This window comes from Natrarchaeobius versutus, from assembly GCF_041205745.1.
Taxonomy (GTDB): domain Archaea; phylum Halobacteriota; class Halobacteria; order Halobacteriales; family Natrialbaceae; genus Natrarchaeobius; species Natrarchaeobius versutus.
The window spans coordinates 542,242-566,008 of the sequence record NZ_JBGFCC010000002.1 but is presented as its reverse complement, the minus strand read 5'-3'; the positions used below and the strand labels follow the sequence as shown (position 1 = coordinate 566,008).

Sequence of the window (23,767 nt, the reverse complement as noted above, 5' to 3'; positions counted from 1 at the left end):
AGCGGCCCTCTGTCATACGGTTTACTGTAGTCACGTACCGCCGATCACCGACCCCGCCCTGCTGATCGGCAATACATAGTTACAGCAATCCGTATCACTCGTCCTGCTGACTCTTCTGGACGTTGACGTCTTCGAAGGCAACACCGCGTTCGGTGACGTCGACCGTCATCGCGCCGACGGCCTCGATTGCGGCGTCGATGGTGTCGCCGCCGGAGAGTGCGCTTACGCCTTCCGGCGTTCCAGTCGTGATGACGTCGCCGGCTTCGATGACCGCGCCGATCGAGGCGTACTCGACGATGTCGGCACAGCTGTAGATCATCCCCCCCGTGTTTTGCTGTTGTTTGGTCTCCCCGTTGAGTTGCAGTTCCATCTCGAGGTCGTGTGGGTTAACGACCTCGTCGGGGGTGGCGACGCAGGGGCCGATGATGGTGAACGTGTCGTAGGATTTTCGGTTCGAGCGGTCCTGATCGCCGCGAACGGAGACGTCGAGCAAGATTGTGTAGCCAAGGACGGCGTCCCAGACGTCCTCGGCGTCGATGTCCTTGACGTCCTCTCCCATCACGAACGCGAGTTCGATCTCGTGGTCGACCCGCCGATCTGTGAACGGCAATTCGATGCCATCTGCCGGACCGGCGACGCTCGAGGGCGCTTTGAGGAAATAGCCTTTGTCCTCGATGGTAAACCACTCGTCGGTGACGATGTCTTTGTCTGCGAGGGCCTCTTCGACGTGGTTCTCGTAGTTCAGCGGCGCGGCGATCACCTTTCCAGGTCGGCGGACGGGTGACTCGATACGAACCTCGTCGCGATCGTAATCGGGGTCGGCGTCCACGTACTCGCTCGCATCCAGTCCCTTCCGAGCGTACTCCTTCAGTGGATCGGCTGTCTCGAGCCCGAGTCGACCGGTGAGGTCTACGATGCCATCGTCGGTCAGCAGGCCTAGTCGGTCGTCGTCGAATCTGACGAATCGCATACTACATGCACTGCGAGCCGGCTACATAAATCATCCTTTCTCGGCGATGGTCGTGCCGACTGACCGGTGCGGCCTCACTGCACCAGTCATCGTCCGTGGACCGAAAACGCCTGTTCCTGGAGGAGTTGGTCCCTCCAACACACTTATAGCATCGTTTGCCGAACACCCGTGCATGGTACAGGAAGAGCCAGCGGACCTGCTAGAGCTGAGCGACGACACCCGAACCCTGCTCGAGCAGAACGACCTCCGTCCGCTCTGGGAAGTCGAAAACGACATGGGAACACTCATCGACGATCTCGAGCCGGATATCTGGAAGTGGGAGGACATCCAGGCTGCCATCGACGGCATCGAACGCGACGTTCCAATCGCCGACCTGCCGCCGGGATTCCAGCGACGTGTCGCAGTTCCGATCAACACGACACACGCGATCTCGAACACGATCTACGTCGGCGTCCAGACGGTCTCACCCGGCGAGACCGCACCCTCCCACCGGCACGCGGCCAGCGCCCTTCGCTTTACTATCGACGGCCACGAGGACATGAAAACGGTCGTCGCCGGCGAAGAGTTTCCGATGAAGGACAACGACCTGGTGACGACGCCCCAATGGGAGTGGCACGACCATATCAACGACGGCGACGAGACCGCGGCGTGGCTCGACGTCCTCGACCTGCCGCTGTTCCTCGACACGCTGAACAACTCCCACGTCTTCGAGAACCACGAACTCGAGCGTCAACCAGTCACGAAGACCCAGGGCTACTGGGACTCTCAGTACGGACGTGGTCGTCCTGCAAACGAGGGGGCGGACGGCTCGATTCCGGGTCCGTTCGAGGGCAACAAAGCGGCGACGCCGCCGTACCGCTTCGGCTGGGACGAGATGGAAGAGACGCTGCGCCAGCGCGCCGACAACAACGAGCCGGATCCACACGACGGGCACAGCCTCGCGTACGTCAACCCCGCTACTGGAGAGTCGCCGCTGTTCCCGACGATGTCGTTTCGCGCCCAGCTGCTGAACGAAGGGGCAACGAATCCGCACTTCCACAACGCCACCGAGGTCTACTTCGTCATCGAGGGGGAGGGCACAACCCACGTCGACGGCGAGGCCCTCGAGTGGGACAAGTGGGACATCTTCGTCGTGCCGCCGGACGCACCACACCACCACGAACCGAACGACGAGGCGGTCTTGCTCGGTATGACCGACGAGCCGATCCTGCGGTCGATGAACTTCTACGCCGAGGCGGCAATCGAGGAGTAATTACCTTCGTTTCGCACACACCCCACGACCGTGGGTGTGAGTCGACGCGAGTCGACGCGTTCGGCGTCTCGTGGGTAATACTCTTATAGACTGTCGTCAAACCAATACGTATGGCTGAGTTCGACAATCCGTACGCCGAGGAGGACCCATTCGTCAGAGCCCACTTCGACTGTCTGGACTGCGGTGGCAAGCTCTGGGAGTACGCAATTCAGGGCCAGATGGTCTGTGAAGACTGCCGAAGCGTCTTTCCCTCGGGAAAAGTGTTTGACGCCCAGATCAGCCACCCCGCAGACTGATACGGATTGCTGAGACTATAGTCGCCACTGGAAGTCAGTGCACACCTGATCGCACGACTGCTATGCGATCAATGCGTAAACAGTTCCAGTTGTTACTATATGTGCCGTTAATCGCCAGCACCGGGATCGGCGACCAGCGGTACGTGACTACAGCAGTTCGTATGACGGGCCGCCACAATCGGTTCGTGAAATGGCATGGATTTACGTACTCGCCCCCACGACTAATCCTATGGTACTCGAAACGAATCTCGAGGATGCAACAGCGAAGCGAGACGACCTCCCGAGCGCCGAAGACGTGTATGATCGAGACAAAGAGATTCCCCTCGCCGAGGTCTTTGATGAAGACTTCATCGGCGAACGGACCGACTTCGAGAGTTTCGACGAACTGATCGCGGCCAGTCCAAGCGATGCCGGCTCAACCGTCGAACTCGAGACAGTCACGGACGGCGAGTGGGACGAATTCGTCGCCACGCGGACCGAGTTCGCGGACGAGGAGGCGCTGGTGATGGCCGCTCGCGACCACTGGGTGGCGAAGAAACTGGACCTCGCCTGATGTGGTCGGTCGCACACGGTCGGACTGGAACGTTTTGACCGGCACCCCCGACCTGGGAGCAGCTTCCATCGATCGGTATCAGTATGGAAAGCGTGCAACCAGCGGCACCAGCCGTTCTCGGTAGCGCTGCCGTTAGATGCGTCGTACCCGTCTGACAACAGAGAGTACATGGCTCCCACTCCCCCTCATCGATCCCGAGGAGATCGGCGACGACACCGATCTCGGCGAGGTCGGTGGCGCGTTCGAGTACGTAAGCGTCGTCACGGAACTTGCCGATAGTGCGAGGAACGCAAGCGCGTTCAAGAGCGGATCAGCGAGACGACCAACAAGGCCGTCGAGGACCTTCTCGTGGCGACCGAGACGAACGACGAACTCGAGACGCTTGTCGATAGCAGGTCGGAAGCCTCGAGTCGGAACCACAATCACTCAGAGTATACGGTGTGACCACGCTCCCGTTGTGCGACTTCCCCGTTCCAGATTCGGTACGCACCTTGTGACAACACGTCCTGAAATTCGTGTCCCAGTTACGGAACGAGTCGGTGTCCGTCTAGCGAATGCACCACCGAACGGCTCGCTACTTGTTTCGGGTTGGAGACGAACAAGAACTCGCCCGCACACGTGGGGTCTTCCAAAGATATATGTGACACAATAACGGATGATTTCGTGATGAAGGTTGACACAGTGCAACGAGTAGCAGTACTTGGGGCCGGTAGTATGGGCCACGGTATCGCGGAGATTGCCGCGATCGGTGGCTACGATGTGACGATGCGGGACATCGAAGAAGAGTTCGTCCAGGAGGGCTACGACGACATCGAGTGGAGCCTCGAGAAACTCGAAGCAAAGGGCCGAATCGAGGAATCCGCCGAGGCAGTCCTCGAGCGGATCACCACGACGACGCACCTCGCTGACGCCGTCGCAGACGCTGACCTCGTGATCGAAGCCGTTCCCGAACAACTCGAGATCAAAGAAGACACCTTCTCGACGGCCGACGAGCACGCGCCCGACCACGCAATCTTGGCGTCGAACACCTCGAGTCTCTCGATCTCCGACATCGCGGCGGCGACCGACCGTCCGGAACAGGTCGTCGGCATGCACTTCTTCAATCCGCCGGTGAAGATGGATCTCGTCGAAGTGACCTACGGCGAGGCGACGACGGACGAGACGGCCAAACTCGCCTACGAGTGGGCCGAGTCGGTCGACAAGCGACCGATCTACGTCCGCAAGGACGTCCACGGCTTCGTCGTCAACACGGTTCTCGTCCCGTTCATGGAGGAAGCAGCCTGGATGCTCTCGAACGACGAGACGACGGTCCAGGAGGCCGATTCCGCGATGGTCTACGAGCGGGGCTATCCGATGGGGCCGTTCGAACTCAACGACTTCGGTGGAATCGACATCGCCTACCACTTCCGCGATGAGTCCGGCCAGCCCGTCCCCCCAGCCATCGAAGAGAACGTCGAGAACGACGATCTCGGCCGGAAAAGCGGTAGGGGGTTCTATGACTATGGGGACGGAGAGACGTCGGAGACGTCTCAAGCAGACGGCGACGGCGTCGACTACCAACCCGAGGACGCCGGCAACTACGAGACGCTCCGGACCGAGGCGGTGATGATCAACAAGGCGGCCTGGCTCGTCGGCAACGACGTCGCCACGCCCGAGGAGATCGATATCGGACTCCGACTCGGCGGCAGCTTCCCCGAGGGAATGTGCCGGCGTGGTGACCGCCTCGGACTCGATATCGTCCTCGAACGACTCGAGTCGCTGTACGAGGAGTACGGCGCTGAGCGCTACGAGCCGGCCGACTATCTCGTCGAACTCGTCGAGGAGGGCTGGACCGGCGAGGACGCCGGGAAGGGGTTCTTCGACTACCGGGTCGATCCGCCCACCCACTACATCAACTGGGACATCGACGATGACGGGGTCCTCACGATCGAACTCGACCGCCAGGAGCGGATGAACTCGATGTCCGACGACATGTTCATGGAGATCGACCGACTGCTAAAAGACGTCGACGTCGAAGAGGTCTCCTGTGTCGTCTTCGAGGGGGCCGGCCGGGCGTTTAGCTCCGGTGCAGATATCACCGGCTTCACCGCTGACGATCCGGCCGAGATCATGGACGTCGACGAGATGTTCCAGACCATCTACGAGTTCGATCGGCCGACGGTCGCGAAGATTCACGGCTTTTGTCTCGGTGCAGGCATCGAACTCGCACTCGCCTGTGATATCCGCGTCGCGACGGAGGACGCGACAATTGGAACGCCAGAGACGAACCTCGGTGTGATCCCCGGCGGTGGCGCGACCCAGCGGCTCGTCCGCCTCGTCGGAGAAGCGCGGACGAAAGAGATGATCTACCGCGCCATGCAGTTCGACGGCGAGCAGGCCGAAGGGTGGGGTATCGTCAACCACGCCGTTCCCGCCGCCGACCTCGAAGACACCGTCGACGACATCGTCGACGATCTGGTTTCGGGGCCGCCGATCGCACTCAAAGCCGCCAAGCAGGTCATCCAGGACGGCCCGGAAGCCAGCCTCGAGACGGCCCTAGCGATAGAGAAACAGGCGTTCGCGGTGCTGACAACGACCGACGACATGCTCGAGGGCGTGACGGCGTTCCGAGAGGACCGCAGGCCGGAGTTCAAAGGTGAGTGAGATGGCGACAAATCGAAACGTGGCGATCGTCGGCGGCGGTCACGCCGACTGGGGTGTCCGGGACGCGACCTGGAAAGATCTCGCTCAGGAGGGCGGGAAAGCGACGTTCGACGCCGTTCCAGGCGTCGGCCCCGAGGATATCGAGGGGCTGTTCGTCGGCGCAGTACAGCCCGAACGGTTCGCCTACCAGTCTCACGTCGCGCCGATGGTGGCCGAACTGCTCGGCATCGAGGTCACCGAGATGATCGCGCGGACCGAACTGGCGTGTGCAAGCGGGCAGGCCGCGCTGCGATATGCCTGGCTAGCTATCGCCGCCGGGCAACTGGACGCCACGCTCGTCCTCGGCGTCGAGAAGATGAACCTCGGCCGCGACTACATGCCGGAGATGCAGGGGTCGATGGCGAACGTGTTAGACCGTGAGTTCGACGGCGTCAACGGGCTCTCCGCACCACCGTTTTTCGCCTGGTACGCCCAACGACACATGCACGCGCACGGAACCACCCGCGAGCAGCTCTCCCTCGTCGCGGCGAAAAACAAGAGCAACGCCGCGAGGACCGACTTCGCGCAGTTCCAGACGGAGATCGAACCGGAGGACGTCACGGAGTCGCCAGAAATCGCGCCGCCGTTGCACCTCTATGACTGCAGCGGCATCACGGACGGCGCGGCGGGCGTGATCTTGATGAGCGAGGAGAAAGCCCGCGAGGTCACCGACACCCCGGCCTGGATCACGGGCAGCGGGCAGTCGTCGATGGCGGGCAACTCGATCAACAACCTTCCCTCCTTTTCGGGCTGGCCACAGGCTCGAACGGCATCACAGAACGCCTACGAGCAGGCCGGTATCGAAGACCCACTCGAGGAGATCGATATCGCCGAGATTCACGACTGCTTCTCGATCAGCGAGATTATCGAGTACGAGGAACTGGGCTTCGCCGAGCGCGGCGAGGGCGGACAGTTCATCGAGGACGGCCGCAGTCACCTCGACGGCGACGTTGCCGTCAACCCCCGCGGTGGGCTACTTGGCTGTGGCCACCCACTGGGCGCGACGGGCATCTCGCAGGCTCTCGAGGTCACCCTGCAGTTCCAGGGAGCGGTATCGACAGAAAGACAGGTATCGGACGCGACGACCGGCCTCATCCACAACCTGAGCGGGAGCGGCTCGGTCCATAGCGTCATGGTCTTAGACCGTGATCCACAATGACAAACATGACCGATTCAGACGGCGACGAGGGAGCGCGCGATCGCGTCTCGGTTCCCGAGGAGATCGAGCTCCCGCGACTGCTCGATTTCTACGAGCGACAGACCGACGACCACACGAAGATTCACGAGTTCTACCACAACCTCCGTGATGGCCGGTTGACGACGACGCGGTGTCGCGACTGCGAGGCGATTCACTACCCGCCGCGGATCGTCTGCCCGGAGTGTACGGGAGACGACCTCGAGTACGTCGATCTGCCCCACGAGGGAGAGCTATTCGCCTTCTCGGAGGTCCGGGGCGGCCTCCCGCTGGGACTGAGCGAACACGAGGTCCCGTTCGTCGTCGGGGTCGTCGACCTCGGCCCGGTCAAACTGTCGGCCCGGATCGACGACGCCTCCTACGCCGACCTCGGGATCGGCGATTCGGTCGAACTGAAGATCGTCGAGATCGACGGGCCGACCGATCAGGAACGGGTATTCTACCGATTCAAACCCCGAAACGTGAACGACGGTGAAAACGAATGAAAGCGTACGAACTCACACTGCAGGTCATGCTCAAACGGGCCACGGATCTGTTCGGCCACAAGGAAATCGTCTCGGAAGAACCCGACGGAACGACCCACCGGTACACGTACGACGACGCGTACGACCGGATCTGCCGACTCGCCAACGCGCTGGACGACCTCGGCGTCGATCCGGGTGCGCGTCTGTCGGTGATGGCGATCAACCACCACCGCCACTTCGAACTGTACTTCGGGCTCGCCTGTAGCGGGCGGAGCATCCACATGACCAACCACATGCTCCCCGACGAACACATAGTCGAGATCGTCAACGAGGCCGAGGACGAACTCATCTTCGTCGATCCCGCCTTCGTCGACACCGTCGAGAACGTCGCCGACCAGTTCGAAACCGTCGAGCAATACGTGATCCTCGACGACGATGTCCCAGAGACCAGTCTCGAGCCGGTCATCAGCTACGAGGACTTGCTCGAGGGTCGGGACACCGAGTACGACTGGCCAATGCTCGACGAGGACCGAGAGGCCGGGATCTGCTATACGTCCGGAACGACCGGGCTACCGAAGGGGGCGTCGTACTCCCACCGGGACCTCTACCTCCACACCGTCACCCACAGTCACGTCGACGTCTTCGGGATCAGCGAGAACGATACCGTGATGCCCGTCGTCCCGATGTACCACGTCAACGCCTGGGGGTTGCCCTACACCGCGACGATGTGCGGTTCGAAACTCGTCTTACCGGGGCCAAAGACCGACGCAGAGGAGATCGCGACACTCATCGACCGGGAGAACGTGACCGTCACCGCCGCGGTGACGACGGTCTGGCTCGAGATGGCCGAGTTCTACGACGAGCGCGACGACGTCGAACTCGAGAGCCTGGAGCGGGTCCTCATCGGCGGCACGTCGCCGCCGGAGTGGCTCATGGAGAAGTTCGACAAGGAGATCGACGCGCCGATCCAGCAGGGGTACGGCATGACCGAGGCCGCGCCCCATCTCGTCAACACGATGACCACCTCCGAGGTGCAGGAACTGTCCGAGAGCGAGCGCTACCAACAGCAGATGAAACCAGGCCTCCCCGCGCCCGGCGTCCAGATCCGGCTGCGGGCCCCGAACGGCGAGGCAGTCCCGCACGACGGTGAGTCGACCGGCGAGATCCAGGCGCGCTCGCCGTGGCTCATCGACGAGTACTACGCCCGGCCCGACGAGACCCAACAGGTGTTCACCGACGACGGGTGGTTCAAGACCGGCGACGTCGGCGTGATCGACGAGTACGGCTACCTCGAGGTCGTCGACCGACTCGACGACGTCATCAAGAGCGGCGGGGAATGGATCTCCTCGCTGGAACTCGAGAACGAGCTGATGGCCCACGACGCCGTCGAGGAGGCGACGGTGATCAACATCGAACACGAGAAGTGGGACGAGCGGCCGGTCGCCTACGTCGTCCAGCGCGAGGACGTCACCGAAGACGGACTGAAAGCGCACCTCTTAGAGCGGTTTCCGAAGTGGTGGCTGCCGGACCAACTCGTCTTCATCGAGTCGATTCCGAAGACGACCACCGGCAAGTTTGACAAGAAGGTACTGCGCGATCAGTTCACGTCGGAGCACGGACGGCTGCCAATTGACGAGTAACGCGGATAGTGGGCTGATCACTCCTCTCTCTCTCCATCTCAGTTCGATTCTCCGTGTACCCAGCAAAGTCGACGAGTCCGCTACCGTTGATTCGTAGAACGCGTTCTCGGTTCTATCGGAGGTTTTGTCGGAAGAACCGCTCCATATGGGGAGGGACGCGAGCGGCCCCGCTTTCGGTCGGTCGCGTGGGACAGTATCGAAATCGGGGGCCGACTACCGGACGGGAGCGATTCGACGAAACGGACGACAGCCCCCTCGACATCCGTGTACCAGCGTCGACGAGCGATCCTCGCCTCGGTCCCCTGATCGAAGCGAAAAGCAACGACAGATCTTAGCCGGGAAGCTCTCGACCGTAGAGCCCCGTCGGTTTGACCAGCAACACGATGATGATCACCAGGAGCGCCGTCATCCCACTGAGTCGCGGCGAGATGGCGGAGATGGTAAACACCTCGAGGAAGCCGATGATGTACGCGGCGATGACGCTCCCGCGGATCGATCCGATGCCGCCGAGGATGACGATTGCGAACGCTAGAACGAGCGGCGTCATCCCCATATCCCACGATGCGGCCCGGAACGATCCGTAGAGCACACCGGCGGAGCCCGCGAGGAAGCCGGCTAGCGCCCACGTCAAGAGTGTGATGTCGTCGGTCTTGATCCCGACCAGTGCGGCACCCCTCTCGTTCATGCTGGTGGCGATAATCGCTTGGCCGGTCTTCGTGTAATTGACGAAGCCAAAGAGCGCACCGATGAACACCCACGAGAGGGCGAATATCAACAGGTTGTTGTACAGGAACGAGACGCCGACGATCGACGTCGTACCGCTCAGTAACGATGGAACCGACCGTGGTTCGGATCCAATGGCCGCTAGAAAACTGTATTCGACGACGAACCAAGCCAACAGCGTGAGTATCAACACGTTCACCGGGTTGTCGATGTGGCGAACGAACACCCGGTACAACACGACGTGGAAGATCGCTCCCGTGACGGTCGCCGCCGCCAGTCCGATCCAGACGCCACCGCCGAGGCCGGCGACGTACCAGGCGGTAAACGCCCCGATCGTGATCGTCCCGCCGTGTGCGAGGTTTGCCTGTCCGGCGACGCCGAAGATGAGAGTGAACCCCATCGCGATGAGGGCGTACAGTGACCCGAGGACGACCGTATTCGCACCGATGCTAACGATGTCGACCATAGATTAGAACCACGGCGGCTCTTGGTAGTCTGCAGTAGCCAACCCGTCGGGATGGATGACCTCCTGGATGCCCTCGCCATCCTGTTCTTGCCACTGGAAGTTGATTCGCTGGAGGTAGTCCTCACCGAACTTCGCGTCGTGTGGGTACTCGTGGTCTTGGTCGTTGAACTCGATCACGCCGCGCGTGCCCTCGTAGGACGCCTCGGCCAGCGCCGGGACGATGTCCTCAGCATCCGTCGTGCCCTCCTGTTCGACGACTTCGGCCCACATCATGAGACCGTCGTATGTTGCATACGAGAAGGCATCGTTCGGGTAGACGTCGAACTCGTCGTTGTATCGCTCCGCGAAGTCAGCCGTCTGATCGGTGAGGTCGGCGGTGTGGACCGCGGGCGCGTTACTGATTGCGAACTCATTGTCACCGTCGAACGCCTCGTACGATCCTGGATCGACGATCTGTGAGATCTGGCCGCACATCGCGAACTCGCGTTCCTCTTCTCGCCACTGGATCATCGCCGGCCCGGCGGTGTGGGCCTGGGCCATGACGACGGCGTCTGCGTCCTCGCCCTCGAGGTCGTCGAACAGCGGCGTGAAGTTCTCCGTATCGGATGGATACCGATCGTTGTACACGACCTCGAGGCCAGCATCCTCGACCATATCGGGAAGTTCATTGGTGAACGACTGCGTCCACTCGTACTCCTCGGCGAGGATGGCGATTCGTTCCCAGTTGGCTTCGTTTTGCATATGCCCAGCAAGGTCCGTAATCGATTCGATCCAGTGGGTGGCGTTCCCGTACGGGCGGAACTGGTACTTGTACTGCTCGTAGTCGTCTGCGAGCATTTGGGCAATCGTTGGTGAGGTGTGACCACCGCTCATGTGAATCGTCTGGTGATCGGCGATATCGGACATGAGACCGGTCATCACCTCCGTCTGGAACACGCCGGTCGTAATATTGACGTTTTCCTCGGTGACGAACTCCAAATAGCGATCACTGGCAGTCGAGGCCGACCCCTGTGTATTCGACTCGAGCAATTCGACATCCTCGCCGAGGACGCCGCCGTCGTCGTTGAGGTCGGAAACGGCCAGTTCGGCAGCCTGCTGCTGGGCGGTCCCCTGCGGTGCGCTGCCCGGCTCGAACGCCAAGAGACCGATTGTGATGCCATCACTGCCTCCGTTGTCTGATCCCCCAACACACCCCGAAAATGAGACGGCCGCACCCGCTCCCGCGAGTCCGACGAACTGCCGTCTGCTCATTCGGCTCACACTGTCCGTGCTGTGCACGCGATTACCACGCATATGAAGTGAGTATTTCTAATAGCAGATAAAATTATTGAAGTTATTCTGACAGCAATTCGCCGAGATTGACTGCGACACCCCGCAGCTCGAACGCTGCACAGACGATTTAGCTGCTATCGTGTGCCAGCTATCGGGCAAAGCGATACCGTCGACAGCTACGGTTCTGGTGTTGCTGGCAGAGAGACATCGTGCACGGGGAAGGGAGAAAAATATATGGAGGTGGGTTCGGAGGTATACGGTAGAAGGTAAGTGATTACATGACACGGGTAGATCTCGAACCACGATATCTCGTCGGCATCGCATGCGTAGTCGGGTTGCTTTCAGCACCCCTACTCATGCCGATACTCACGCTCAGACAGCTCACCGCAGCACTGTTTCTTGGCATGTTCGCGATGAGTTGGGATTACGTCTCCGGTTACACGGGACAGCTGAGTTTCGGTCACAGCATGTTCTTTGGCATCGGCGGCTATACTGCGGCAGTCCTCAATCTTGAACTCGGAATTAGTCCGCTGGTGGGGATTCTAATCGGAACAATCGCAGCCGGGATCGCAGGACTCGTCGTCGGGTACCCGGCGCTTCGCCTTGAGGGGCCGTATCTGGGACTGATCACGTTGATCGCGCCAATCGTGCTCGTCCAAATCGTGAATATCTTCCCTGGAACTCTCGGTGGAGATGCGGGGCTCCCGAGTCCGGCGGGACTAATTCCGGTTGACGATACCATTAGTGTCCTCTCGGCGATTGGGTTCGAGACGCCGTTTGAACACCAGACAATTGTCTACTACTATGTCGCGCTCTTCCTGTTTCTGGCCATCTACGCACTCTTTTACGTATTCACACGCTCGTATATCGGCTCGATCTTCACAGCGATCCACGAGGATGAAGACGCAGTCCGATCCGCCGGCATCAACGTTGCGAAGTTCAAGGTGTTCGCGTTCACGATGAGCGGTACCATCGGTGGACTGGCTGGGGCCGCGTTCGTCCACACACCGGTCGGCGAGCCTAGCGTCGGTGAACTACTCTACATCGTCGTCAGTATCGAGGTCGTTATCGTCAGCATCCTCGGCGGAATGGGGACGATCACGGGCCCCGCAGTGGCGGGCATCGCCTACTACTTTATCCGGGACGCACTCCAAACCAGTAGTCTGACAATCCCACTGCTCGACGTCACGGTCGGTCACATCTCAATGGTCCTGTTTTTCAGCCTCGCACTGCTGGTTCTGTTCTTCCTGCCGAGAGGGATACTTCCATGGCTCGAGGACCTGAGCCACGAACTCGCCCAGCGACGAACCGAACAGACTGAACCGATCTCCTGACACACGTAATGATGAGTACCCATTCAACCCATTCGACCGGCGACGAGGGACAGACGGACGACGTTCTCCGACTCGAGAACGTCACGAAACAGTTCGGGAGCGTCACTGCAGTAGACGACCTCTCGTTTGCCGTCCACGAGGGGGAAATCCTCGGATTCATCGGTCCGAACGGAGCTGGCAAATCGACCACGTTCGACTGCGTCTCAGGGACGATGGCGCCGACGGACGGGACGATCTACTATCGCGGCGAGGTCGTGACCGGACGACCACAACACGAACTCGTCGAAGGGGGGATCGCACGGACGTATCAGACGTTCCGGCCGCTGAACGATCGGACGGTCCTCGAGAACATTGCCCTCTCACAGGTCCCCAACTCGTTGTTCTCGCGTTCGGACTTTCGCGCTGACACGGACGAACGGTCACGGGAAATCTGCGAGCAGGTCGGCCTCGGTGACGTCACGTCCCAGATGCCAGACGAACTCCCGCACGCGGGGCTGCTCCGACTCGAGATTGGGCGCGCGCTCGGGACCGATCCGGACCTGCTGCTGGTCGATGAGCCGTTCGCCGGACTCACGACGGAGGAGATCGAACGCACTGCTGAACTGTTCACCTCGCTTCGTGACGATGGCATGACGCTGGTCGTGATCGATCACAACATGCACGGCCTGCTCGATCTCGTCGATCGCGTCATCGTTATTTCCTTCGGCGAGAAAATTGCTGACGGCACACCGGATGAGATCCGAAACGATCCGACTGTCCAGGAAGCGTACCTCGGAGGTGAGTTGTAGATGGCTGACTCGAGTGACTCACTGCTTTCGGTGTCGGGTCTCACGGTTTCGTACGGCAAGGTGACGGCGCTCAACGGTGTCGACATCGATGTCCAGACGGGCGAAACCATCGGTGTGATCGGACCGAACGGTGCCGGCAAGTCGACGCTCGTCGATGCGATAAGCGGCTTTCTCGACTACGAGGGCTCGATCACCTATCGCGGCCAAGAGATTGCAGGATCGTCGACGCAAACGCTCGTCGAAGACGGCCTGTTCTACTGCACCGAGCGCCGAGACCTGTTTGGCCAGATGAGCGTCGAACAGAACCTCCGGCTCGGCTCGTACCTGAACAACGGCGGCGAGGACGAGCGTCTCGCGGAAGTCTTCGCGCTCTTTCCGCGCCTAGAGGAGCGCCGGTCTCAGGAAGCCGAAAGCCTGAGTGGCGGCGAACAGCAGATGCTCTCACTTGGAAGGGGGCTGATGAGCGACCCTGACTTCTTGATTTTGGACGAACCATCCATCGGGCTCGCGCCAGTCGTCCTCGAAGACATCAGCGAAGCGCTAACCGCTATCACTGAACTTGACGTAACGGTTTTGCTCTGCGAGCAGAACATCACGTTCGCGCTCGAACACGCTGACCGGCTCTACCTCCTCGAGAACGGTGCGGTCCGTCGCTCGGGGGCGACAGAGTCGCTTCAATCCGACGAATTCGTCGAATCCTATATTGGGGGTAAGCTATAGTCGCCACTGCACGTCATTGCACACCTGATCGACAGACGAGTCGGCGATCAGTGTGGAAATTGTTGCAGTTGTTACTATAGCCAGGACTGGCATCGACTTTCCGGGCCACCGTTTTGAGTATCAGAACCGAAGATGTTCGCACCCGTCTATTACTAGTAGACGCGGTCGCTTCGAACCGTCTGTTAGGTGGCTCGATCACTCTGTGTTGACGGGTGAGGATCGGTCCTCGAGCGCTGCAATTACTCAGTGGGGTGTTTGAATCAGCTTGTTTCGCTTGCGGTTATCCCCGATAGTGTCGGTCTGTACTGACTGTCGTGTAATCCGTCTACTATTCTTGGCCAGACTATCCCTATTAATTTCGGGACACGTTAGTCGGGCCCGCATCGTCCATCGTGGGAATTACAGCAGTACGTTCGTAATAGGAGCACAGAGACAAACGTTTTTGACGGGGAAGTAGCGTCTAACGATCATAGATGGGGCTGATATCGACTGGGCCAGTTCGCAGAAAGCGAAATTGTGTCTAACAGTATCGGACGGTTTATCACTGTTGACAATGATGGTTCGACCATGACCGACGGCACACCCCCGATGAATTCGGTGTTGCGTGCGTTCGACGTACTGAACGTACTCTGGGAGGTCAACGGGGCGGGTCCCTCTGAGGTTGCGACACAGATGAACATTCCGAAGAGCACGGCCCACGTCTATTTGCGGACGCTGCAAGAGACCGGATACGTTGTCAACGACGGTGGCGAGTACCAGCTCAGTCACCGCTTTCTTACCACGGGGTCGCGGATCAAACACCGAAGCAGCCTCTTTCAGGCCTCAGAAGCGAAACTTCAGGAACTCGCGATGGAAACGGGCGAACTCGTGACGCTCGTGATCGAGAAAAACGGCCGCTCAGTTATCCTCCACATCGAGTCAGGGAATCGCTCACTTGAACTTGGCATTTACTCGGGAATGACCACCCCTCTACACTCGAACGCGACAGGGAAAGCCATCCTCGCACACCTGTCATCTGACCGAGCCGATGAAATCATCGACCAGGGACTCGAGCGACGAACCGAGGAGACGATCACTAACGAGGAGACGCTACGCGCGGAACTGAAAACGGTTCGAGAGCAAGGGTACGCGGTCGACTGGGACCAACAGGTCAAAGGAATGGGACTGATCGGCGCGCCGATCATCATCAACGGCCAGCTCAAGGGCTCGGCCGGTGTGGTCTGTCCGACCGGACGCATCAAGGACGAGACGTACCAGCACGAACTCCTGCAGAAACTCGAGGGAATGGTGGATTCGATTACGATAAAGTACCGATACGGAACGTGACACAACCGTCCACACCGGTGGACCGACACGCACTTTTGCTTCGCTACGGTGTCAACTACCTCGCCCTAAGCGCCTTCGGCGCTTTGAGGGTGGGGCCTGTGCGTGGACTCGGCGTCAAACCCTTCCGGGTGGTCGGTGAATCCGCACTTGGCACACCGCTTCGATGTGTACGCCGAACCCACTTGCGTCACCGAGATACCGTCTGGATTGGGTCTGAATCGGTTGGCCTCGAATGCCGTTTCTGACGGGGCTGCTGTCTGCTACACCCGATGCAGCATGTCTCACAATACACTGAGCGAACGTACCTGATTCTTCGAGTCCCACCGAGCTCGGAGAAACTGCAGTTCGACCTCGTTCGAACACGAACGACAATACCGCGTCAAGCCCTGTAGCTAGTAGTTTCCGGTCGAGACGATTGGCGGCGCCCCGTGGGGCCCGTACGGAGCGTCGTCGAGCCACTCACCCGCAGTCTCGAACTGATCTGCTAATGAGGCGGCGACTTCCTTTCGGAGGACGGTTACCGGATCCTCACCTTGGAGATATTCGAGAGCCTGCCCGGCGGCGGTGAGATTATACTCGGCGGCCGTCTCGCGTCGGGCAGCGTACAGTTCGATCTCGTCGCGAGCAACTGCGTCCCTTCGAGCGTCGAGCGCCACGGAAATCGCCGACGCGGCCTCGTCGGCGTCTGCAACACCGGAGTTCATCCCACGAGCGCCAAACGGCGCCAGCAAGTGTGCCGCTTCGCCGGCCAGTAGCACACGTCGGTGATCGTCGATGAACGAATCCGCCATCACCTGCAAGAAGTAGTACGAGGAGACCCACTTCAACTGCTCTTCGTACTCCTCACCCATGATATCGCAGACGAACTCACGCATCCGCCCGTCGCTGCTGAGTTCTTCGGGATCGTCCTCTTCGAGACACTGGATATCCAATCGCCAGCCGCCAGTGAAGGGAACGAGCAACACGTTGCGACCGTCGGCTTCGGGCGCGTCGTAGTGAAACACTCGCTCGAGGTCCGGGTGGTCGTCGTCGATCGCTTCGTCCGCAACGTCGGCGATGAGGAAGGCGTTCTCGGACTGATCACCCTCGAAGTTCGCGCCGATTTCCTTGCGAACTGTCGAGCCGCCGCCGTCGGCACCGACGACGTACTCGGTTTGCCACTCTCGTCCGTCGGCGGTCTCGACGCGGACGCCGTTGGACGAGGAGTCAACGGTGACGACCTCGGATTCCCAGTGGATGTCGATTCCAACTTTCGCAAGCGCGTCGAGCATGTACTGCTCGGTGATAACCTGTGGGACGCTGGTAAAGTGGGGAATATCGCCCGACCCACCGGGCGAATCATACGTTCGGTTGAACACTTCCGTCCCCTTGTACAGCGTTCGTCGAGTCGGCCAGACGAGTCCTTCGTCGACGAGATCGGTTCCGAGTTCTGAGTGGATCCGCTCGAGCGTCCGGAGCGTCGTCCCGTGGACGTAAATCGCGCGGCTCCCGGACCGGTCGCGGTCTTCCGGCTCTGCCTCGAGGATCGTCGTTTCGACGCCGCGTGCGTACAATGCGAGTGCTGTCGTCATTCCGACAGGCCCAGCACCCGCTACAAGTACCGGCACATTGGCTGTATCACTGTCCATGAGGCGGGTTAACAGGGCACTGCATTATAATATTTGTGGTTGTGATGTACAGACAGTTGTGTTGCTGATCCGAGACAACATCGCTGAAACGATAGCAATCATTATAATTTTCCACCCATAGATTGTTGCGGTTTGTAATGGGCCATCTCGAGGAAACCTCCGTCGAAGAACCTCACGACGCAGTCGCCAACCCCGGGGGAAAAGCCGACACAACGGCTGTTAGTGGCGATTACGTACAAGAACGGTGTCGCGCAGACCGAACTTGCCGAGTGGCACAACACCGGCCGACAAACAATCTACAGTTGGTTCAAGCGACTCGACACTGACGGGTCGCTCGAGCAGGCCGTTACTGATACTCATCAGTCTGGGAGAAAACAGAACCTCTCAGAAAAATAGTAACAAGGTTCAGCAATATGTCGGTGAGACGGACGATGTCGAGTACTCGATCCGGAGCTGCCAACGGTTGCTCAACAAAGCGGGATTTGGGCTCTCAAAAACCACGTCCTGTCCGCCGAATCAGATGCTGAGGAGTAAGAGACGTTCCGCGAAGAACTTAAAAGGTGGGAGATGAACGCCACAATTCTCTGTATCGATCGAACCAAGGAATCCGTGCAATTCGAGCCGCATACCGCGTGGTTTCCGCGCGACACGCGGCCATCCGTTGAATTGTCTGGACAACGCGACTGGACGTGCCTTCTGGGCGCGATCACCGAGGACGGTGATCACTTTTTCTCTCGATTTGAAGAGTACGTTACCGCCGATCACGCAAAACATTTCATTCTCGCGTTATGCAAAGAGTTCGAAGATAACTTAATTGTTGTGTTGGATGAGCGCCGTATTTTCGGGCGTCGGCCGTCACGGACCTGGCGGCCCGTGACGACCTCGCCTTCGTGACATTACCAGCGTACTCGCCAGAGCTAAACCCCGTCGAAGAGTGCTGGAGACAACTCCAAGCAGCACTTAGCAACCGTTTCTTTGACTCACTTAACGACCTCACAACAGCGATTGATACAACTCTTGATCGAATCTCTGCGCCAAAAGTAAGCAATTATTTCTAATTCCGACTATAGTGACGTCAGTATTAGCAACTGCAGTTGACGTTCCTGTTTCTCGGTGGGCACAGTCTGCCGACACACTGTCGGTGCGAACGCTTGGGTCTCGCCAGATTGTTACTCGTCCCAGAACGCTTTGATCCGGTCGTCGAGACGGGTAAGAACGGTTGCGAGTACGTCTCGCCATTCGTCGGGATAGTCAGCGTCCCCTCCAGGTGTCGGTGCATCTGGGGGCGGATGGAAATGCTCGCGGGTATTATGATCATTCGGGTGGCGGTCCCATCGACATTCCCACGAGTCGTCTGTTCGGTATTGTTCGGAGTAGTGGACGTTGAAGTCGTCAGTCTCGAACCAGCGGATCCGAAGGGACGCACGCGTGACGCCACTTGGAAAGTATCCGAGATCGTAGTTAGCGACGACCGGATTTGGTGCGTATGACGGTCGTGTCTGGATGTCGGCGAACCGTTCGCTCCGGGCGAGATGGGCGGCGACTCGGTCAAGAATTTCCGTATCGATAGGGCCTCGACTCGGTGGCTCAGCTGTGTCGTCAGGCATCAATGTGTCGTGGATTGCTGCCAGAGATCGGGTCATCGCGGCGGGCAGCGTCGAGGAGCGCTGCTCGCCGTTCGAGTGTCTCCCACTCGGAGAGTGCTTCCCATGCCGCTTCTGTTGACATACCCAAATTCTGGTTCGCTTCGACGAGCGAGACCTCGTCCGGGTGCTTCGCATCGAACTGCGTTCTGTACTCTTCGATCTGTTCGATGGTCTCTGCGAGTGCGTCGACGATGTCTTGCTCAGCGTATTCGGTGCGGATATGGTCGATGCGCCGCCACCGGAAGTACGCATCGTTGCGCTCGTAGCGGACCGGGCGGCCGTCGTGCCGGTGGACCATGCCCATCTCGTCGAACCACTCCAAGTAATCCCGTGCTGTCTCGGTGTCACAATCGGCGCGCTCGGCGATCGTCGAGACCTTCGTCGGCGTGCGAAGCCCGACGACAACATCGAGAAGTCGCTCTCGAATCGGCCCACCCTTGAGGAGCGAGTCGGGTGATTCTAGCCCATCGAGATCGGGCGGTGGCTCGTCGCTGCCGTACGCATCGTCGGGGATATCTGTGAGATCCATGCGTGAGGTCTCCGTGTTGCAGCCTACCCGTCGTAGCGATATATATCTATGGCGGGCAGGATTATTTCTGTTTCAACTGTGTCTCTCTTCGTTATTGAACGAACGTCCCGTCTGGTGTGGGAACGAGTCCAGTCCGAATCTCGAGGTCGACACGGCGGAGATGCTTGCAACCCCCGTCTGGGTGGCGCTGTTCGAAATCAGGGCAAGTGCACGTCTCTTGTTCGACGTCGACTACGTACGTGCTTCCACTCTCACTGCCGACGGTGTAGACAGGTCCTCGTTGGCCGAATCGCACGTCCATCTCTTCGGTGAGTGCACGACGGGTTCGTGGTTCGTCGATCGAGTAGCCGCCAGCCTTGAGTGCAGTCGGTGGCTGTGGGGTGTCACAAGGGCTGGCGAACTCGTCTCGACGGTTGCATTCTTGTCCACACTTTCTGCAACGCCAGTAGCGTGTCCGGTATTCATGACCCTCTGTCAGGTCAATCTCGTATGGTGACGGCTCAGTGCCGAGCAGCCACTCGTCAATGGCGACGAGTTCATGTCCATGAAGGCGGGCAACGTCACCTGGGTAGTTGCGGTCCCGATCGCTTCTGTCTGTCTGTGTGGTCTGGTCGTCCCGATGCGGTTCGCTTTGCAGTGGCTGATCCGTACTCATCAGTGATCTCGAGGCACAGTGAGTCGCGCCTCGAGCCTCTCAGGCGCACAAAAAACGACTTCGAGCGTCCGCTCTTGAGGCCCACGTTTGAAACGAGGGGAGCGTTCCGAGCGAGTTGTGGCGTTGCCTGCTGAACTCGACTATCTGTTGGACCACAGTCTCTCTATGCGTAGCTCTATTGCCGTGAGGACGGTCGAGTATACTTCGAGTGGATGGAGTGACGGGAGTTCGAGATTAGTGACTTCGGTGGCAGTTGGTGGCTCATGGAAGTGCAAGCGGGTGTTATGTGTGTTCGGGTGCCGGTCCCAGCGACACTCCCAGAGTTCTTCATCCTCCTGTTCTTCGACGTAGTGGACCGAGAAATCGCCAGTTGTGAACCATCGGATGTCGAGTCGGGCCGCAGTCACCGAGTCAGGATATTGTTCAGTGTTGAGATATCCAGTAAGCAGTCGGGGTTCGTAGGGATCTGGGTCGAACGCAGTCTCGGCGACGAGTGAATCCGACGCAAAATGTCGCTCCAGCAGACGCAGTGTCTGTCGATCCGGTGGGCCTGTTGAATGAGGCGCTGAATCCTCCGGTGGTTGGCTCATTTATGCCGGAATGAGATGGCCGTCGTTCTGTGAAAGCTGGCGTGCAAGTTCATACAGTCGAATATCTCGAATCACGCCCTGCCATTCACTGACTGTAGTCATCCGCTCGTGGATCGCTTCGTGATCAGCGTGATCGAACACGTTAACAGCCGTTGGGTCTGCCGTCTCGAACCGCGCTTCGTATTCCGTCCGCTGTGCTTCAAGCTCCTCTACACGGCCGATGATCTCTTCGAGGGAGAGCTTGGTTGCGATTCGACTGGCGTCTTGCCACTCAAGATATCCCTCGTTTCGTTCGTATGTAGCCGGCCGGCTGTCTCTATCGGCTCGAGCGATACCCATTTCCGCTAAGCGGTCGAGGTGTTTTTTCGCGGCGTTTGGAGAGCAGTCCGCAAGCTCAGCAATCTCGGTGTACGCAGTCGGAGACGTTATCCCGAGGACGATGTCGTAGATACGACCAAACGTGTCTGTTCCCGTCTGCCACCGTCGCTGAGTATCGTCGGAATCGGGTGCTGGATCGAACCTGGTCATACCTATCTATAGGTCTTCTCTCTCAATATATTTTTGGATCCTTCAAATATGTTCGAGTTGTCGAGGGTGGTTCCGAGACCATATCGCAAATCAGGTGTATTCAATCGACGTTGTTAACCAACAAACGTTGGGTGAATCATCTTTTGTTGGTTAATAATAGGTGGTAGTTATAGAGAATACAATTTTAAGTGGGATAACTCGGAGCTCATCGAGAGTTTCCGCTGTCAGTGTTCGAAACGGTGGCACTACCTTCTCGTTCTGAGTTCGTAGTTACGACCGTTCATCCGTCGATGCTCTCGAAGCGTGCTCTTGAGCTGTCGACAGGCATCTTTCGCTCGCCGAGCAAGTTCTTCTTCTCGAGTTCTCTGAAGCAATTCAGCATACCACTCACAGGCGTCAGCAGCGAGAGCCAGCCACGCAATTCGACTGTGGACACGCCCATGTCGACGTCCAACCATCCAGGTCGTCGCGATTGCGTCCAGTCGATTTCCGATCTCCTTGTCACCGTGTGTTTCGAACCACTCTCCTCGAAGCTCACAGGCCGAGACAACTGTCTCGCAGAACTCCTTGTCGACGTCGAGTACAATGTGGTGTCCTCGAGTCTGCTGGACCTCGAGCATCATGACTGGGCCTCTGTGATCTCGAGTTGGACCTGATCTTGATGCGAAATTGCACATGCCGGCGAGCAGTATACCGTCGTCGTTGGGTTTTCACAAACTGGATTCAAACACGTCGACGTTCCGTGTTCGGGAGTCTGTATCATTCGCTGTAGCATTGGATTTTCACGCAGACACGTTCTCTGATGCGCCTGCACCCGTTCAGGCGCACAAAACACAACGCGAAGACGAGTTTGGGGTTGCCCAAATAGTGATGTGAGGTCCTTCGAAATATACTGCAGATCTAGAAATGTCGTCTGAACGACTCCGAAGCATCGTTCCGATGTTTGGCGGAGCGACAAGCTACGTCGAAACACTCGATGCAATCATCGAGTACGTCAACGCTCAACAGCCAACGACGGACGAACTCGTTGGCTGGCATCGAGGACGGTTTGAACAGGTCTCGAGTCGGGATTCGATCTTGAGACGGTGTGACTATCTCGAGGACGTCGGCTTCCTCGAGGTTCATGCCGATGAGTGGGATCTTGGCCCTGAGGGCCAACGGTATTTCGCTAATCGATCAACTGAAACCCTCCTCGAGATCATGTGTCGACGAAATCTCGGACTTCGAAGCTTGCTCTACGCGCTGTCTGTAGGGCCGATGTCGATCGACGATGTGAGTCGACAACAACTCAATACGCATCCCGAACTCGGTTGGGATCCGTCAAACGACGATATGGCGCTACAGCGGGTTAATTGGCTCCATAGTCTTGGTATCGTTCAGAAGGATGGAGACCAGTACACGCTGTCAGCTGAGGGACGTCAGTTCACCGGCAATGCGGTAGAGGCGTGGGCAGGCTCAACGACGATGGATGAGTCTGTCGCGTCGGACCCAATGGTGGCTGGTACCTACGACACCACAGTAGAGGCCAGAGCAATAGATCCCGAGTTCCGAGCGACTGCGCTCTATCAGTTCGATCAGACCTGTGCTATCTCTGATGTAGACCATCCAGCTTTGTTAGATGTTGCCCACATCCTTCCTTGGTCAGATTATCCAGAGTATCGAGCTGATCTCCAGAATGTACTCCCGCTGAGTAAGATCCATCATGCCGCATTCGATCGGAAGCTGTTCACGATCGATGCTGAGTTCCATCTGCGAGTGAATCCCCAGTTTGAGACGGGCAGTTAGCTGTTGCGTGAGACCATTTGCGATCGGGCTGGTGATCTCATTTCACTACCCGAGAGCACGGTTTCCCCGAAGTATCTCAGAGCTCACAATGCGGAGCTCGAATGGGTCTGATTTTAGGATCGGAATTTCACGCGTCCTTGGTAAGGACGAGAGCCCGGGCTCAACTCTTGGTCTATACTCTTCTAGTCGGTCAGCAGTTTGTCCTCGAGAACTTTCAGGTGTCGGTGAAGAAAAGAACCTAATCCACGACTAATGGCCGCGTGAAGTTGATCGGGCTGTGACAGATTTATTTTCAGTGACCACACCAATCACAGGGCATCTTGGCTGTCTTCCTCACCTTATTGGCTGGCGCACCCGTCGGCAAATCTCGGGATTTTCATACAGCAAAACGGCTGTTACGGTATGTAACAGCGCGTTACATCGAGGTATGTTTCAGCCCCGTTCTGGGTTTTCTCCCTACTGCGACCGCTGACCTCTATAACGATCTTGTCGGCAACTCGTTTCAATCCCGTTCTGGGTTTTCTCCCTACTGCGACTGTTGCCAATAGTGCCGCGTCAGATTGATCGTAAACAGGTTTCAATCCCGTTCTGGGTTTTCTCCCTACTGCGACTGTTGCCAATAGTGCCGCGTCAGATTGATCGTAAACAGGTTTCAATCCCGTTCTGGGTTTTCTCCCTACTGCGACCCATTCGAGGTGGTGCGGGTTCGGGTCGATCAGTTCCGT

21 protein-coding genes, 2 pseudogenes and 1 CRISPR repeat array (1 of these 24 cut by a window edge) are annotated in these 23,767 nt (G+C 58.6%); of the genes and pseudogenes, 14 read left to right on the top strand and 9 right to left on the bottom strand.

The window, feature by feature from the left end:
• Positions 1-94 precede the first annotated feature (94 nt).
• The gene (locus tag AB7C87_RS07955; RefSeq protein ID WP_369728888.1) at positions 95-970 is read right to left on the bottom strand and encodes a fumarylacetoacetate hydrolase family protein; all 876 of its coding nucleotides are present in this window, start codon (positions 968-970) and stop codon (positions 95-97) included.
• Between the two features lie 172 nt (positions 971-1,142).
• Here AB7C87_RS07955 and AB7C87_RS07950 point away from each other — a divergent pair, with 172 nt between their 5' ends.
• From AB7C87_RS07950 to AB7C87_RS07920, 7 genes are all read left to right on the top strand, one after another.
• A complete protein-coding gene (locus AB7C87_RS07950; protein ID WP_369728887.1) occupies positions 1,143-2,222 on the top strand; it encodes a cupin domain-containing protein in 1,080 nt (359 codons plus the stop codon).
• A 110-nt stretch (positions 2,223-2,332) separates the two neighbouring features.
• Entirely contained in the window at positions 2,333-2,518 is a 186-nt protein-coding gene (locus AB7C87_RS07945; RefSeq protein ID WP_369728886.1) for a hypothetical protein, read from the top strand.
• 229 nt (positions 2,519-2,747) lie between these two features.
• Positions 2,748-3,071, top strand: coding sequence for a hypothetical protein (locus AB7C87_RS07940; RefSeq protein ID WP_369728885.1), 324 nt, complete (start codon positions 2,748-2,750; stop codon positions 3,069-3,071).
• Between the two features lie 666 nt (positions 3,072-3,737).
• Entirely contained in the window at positions 3,738-5,714 is a 1,977-nt protein-coding gene (locus tag AB7C87_RS07935; protein ID WP_369728884.1) for a 3-hydroxyacyl-CoA dehydrogenase/enoyl-CoA hydratase family protein, read from the top strand.
• A gap of 1 nt (position 5,715) precedes the next feature.
• Positions 5,716-6,912, top strand: coding sequence for a thiolase C-terminal domain-containing protein (locus tag AB7C87_RS07930; RefSeq protein ID WP_369728883.1), 1,197 nt, complete (start codon positions 5,716-5,718; stop codon positions 6,910-6,912).
• A 5-nt stretch (positions 6,913-6,917) separates the two neighbouring features.
• A complete protein-coding gene (locus AB7C87_RS07925) occupies positions 6,918-7,433 on the top strand; it encodes a Zn-ribbon domain-containing OB-fold protein (RefSeq protein WP_369728882.1) in 516 nt (171 codons plus the stop codon).
• Entirely contained in the window at positions 7,430-9,052 is a 1,623-nt protein-coding gene (locus tag AB7C87_RS07920) for a long-chain fatty acid--CoA ligase (RefSeq protein ID WP_369728881.1), read from the top strand. Before AB7C87_RS07925 ends, AB7C87_RS07920 begins: the two co-directional genes overlap by 4 nt.
• A 331-nt stretch (positions 9,053-9,383) precedes the next feature.
• Here the strand turns inward: AB7C87_RS07920 and AB7C87_RS07915 are convergent, their stop codons facing one another.
• Complete coding sequence (locus tag AB7C87_RS07915; RefSeq protein ID WP_369728880.1) at positions 9,384-10,241, bottom strand: branched-chain amino acid ABC transporter permease; 858 nt, start codon at positions 10,239-10,241, stop codon at positions 9,384-9,386.
• Positions 10,242-10,244: 3 nt separating this feature from the next.
• Positions 10,245-11,492 carry an ABC transporter substrate-binding protein gene (locus AB7C87_RS07910; protein ID WP_369728879.1) on the bottom strand — a complete coding sequence of 416 codons (1,248 nt, stop codon included), beginning with the start codon at positions 11,490-11,492 and terminating at the stop codon, positions 10,245-10,247.
• 299 nt (positions 11,493-11,791) lie between these two features.
• On the opposite strand from AB7C87_RS07910, the gene AB7C87_RS07905 reads away from it, so the two are divergent.
• The 4 genes from AB7C87_RS07905 (at position 11,792) to AB7C87_RS07890 (ending at position 15,681) form a co-directional block, all read left to right on the top strand.
• Positions 11,792-12,847: a branched-chain amino acid ABC transporter permease gene (locus AB7C87_RS07905; protein ID WP_369728878.1), complete on the top strand. Its 1,056-nt coding sequence runs from the start codon at positions 11,792-11,794 to the stop codon at positions 12,845-12,847.
• An 11-nt stretch (positions 12,848-12,858) separates the two neighbouring features.
• Entirely contained in the window at positions 12,859-13,635 is a 777-nt protein-coding gene (locus AB7C87_RS07900; RefSeq protein ID WP_369728877.1) for an ABC transporter ATP-binding protein, read from the top strand.
• Entirely contained in the window at positions 13,636-14,355 is a 720-nt protein-coding gene (locus tag AB7C87_RS07895) for an ABC transporter ATP-binding protein (RefSeq protein WP_369728876.1), read from the top strand.
• A gap of 567 nt (positions 14,356-14,922) precedes the next feature.
• Positions 14,923-15,681 carry an IclR family transcriptional regulator gene (locus AB7C87_RS07890; protein WP_369728875.1) on the top strand — a complete coding sequence of 253 codons (759 nt, stop codon included), beginning with the start codon at positions 14,923-14,925 and terminating at the stop codon, positions 15,679-15,681.
• Between the two features lie 392 nt (positions 15,682-16,073).
• On the opposite strand, the gene AB7C87_RS07880 is transcribed toward AB7C87_RS07890, so the two are convergent.
• On the bottom strand, positions 16,074-17,309 hold the full coding sequence (locus AB7C87_RS07880) for an FAD-dependent monooxygenase (protein WP_369728873.1): 1,236 nt from the start codon (positions 17,307-17,309) through the stop codon (positions 16,074-16,076).
• Positions 17,310-17,446: 137 nt separating this feature from the next.
• Here AB7C87_RS07880 and AB7C87_RS07875 point away from each other — a divergent pair.
• Positions 17,447-17,702 (top strand): annotated as a pseudogene (locus AB7C87_RS07875) (helix-turn-helix domain-containing protein); the annotation flags it as partial.
• 174 nt (positions 17,703-17,876) lie between these two features.
• Positions 17,877-18,367: pseudogene (locus tag AB7C87_RS07870) on the top strand (IS630 family transposase).
• 111 nt (positions 18,368-18,478) lie between these two features.
• Here the strand turns inward: AB7C87_RS07870 and AB7C87_RS07865 are convergent.
• From AB7C87_RS07865 to AB7C87_RS07845, 5 genes are all read right to left on the bottom strand, one after another.
• A complete protein-coding gene (locus AB7C87_RS07865; RefSeq protein ID WP_369728909.1) occupies positions 18,479-18,916 on the bottom strand; it encodes a toxin-antitoxin system TumE family protein in 438 nt (145 codons plus the stop codon).
• A complete protein-coding gene (locus AB7C87_RS07860; RefSeq protein WP_369728872.1) occupies positions 18,909-19,484 on the bottom strand; it encodes a DUF7342 family protein in 576 nt (191 codons plus the stop codon). Before AB7C87_RS07860 ends, AB7C87_RS07865 begins: the two co-directional genes overlap by 8 nt.
• Before the next feature lie 91 nt (positions 19,485-19,575).
• Entirely contained in the window at positions 19,576-20,139 is a 564-nt protein-coding gene (locus AB7C87_RS07855) for a hypothetical protein (protein WP_369728871.1), read from the bottom strand.
• Between the two features lie 140 nt (positions 20,140-20,279).
• Positions 20,280-20,729, bottom strand: a complete 450-nt coding sequence (locus tag AB7C87_RS07850; RefSeq protein WP_369728870.1) for a toxin-antitoxin system TumE family protein — start codon at positions 20,727-20,729, stop codon at positions 20,280-20,282.
• Complete coding sequence (locus tag AB7C87_RS07845) at positions 20,730-21,257, bottom strand: DUF7342 family protein (protein ID WP_369728869.1); 528 nt, start codon at positions 21,255-21,257, stop codon at positions 20,730-20,732. It lies immediately after the preceding gene.
• A 939-nt stretch (positions 21,258-22,196) separates the two neighbouring features.
• Between AB7C87_RS07845 and AB7C87_RS07840 the strand changes: the two genes are divergently transcribed.
• Positions 22,197-23,042 (top strand): HNH endonuclease, encoded by an 846-nt coding sequence (locus AB7C87_RS07840; RefSeq protein WP_369728868.1) that lies wholly within the window; start codon positions 22,197-22,199, stop codon positions 23,040-23,042.
• A 429-nt stretch (positions 23,043-23,471) separates the two neighbouring features.
• Positions 23,472-23,767: direct repeats of the CRISPR family, unit length 37 nt; unit sequence GTTTCAATCCCGTTCTGGGTTTTCTCCCTACTGCGAC (it continues 1,646 nt past the right edge of the window).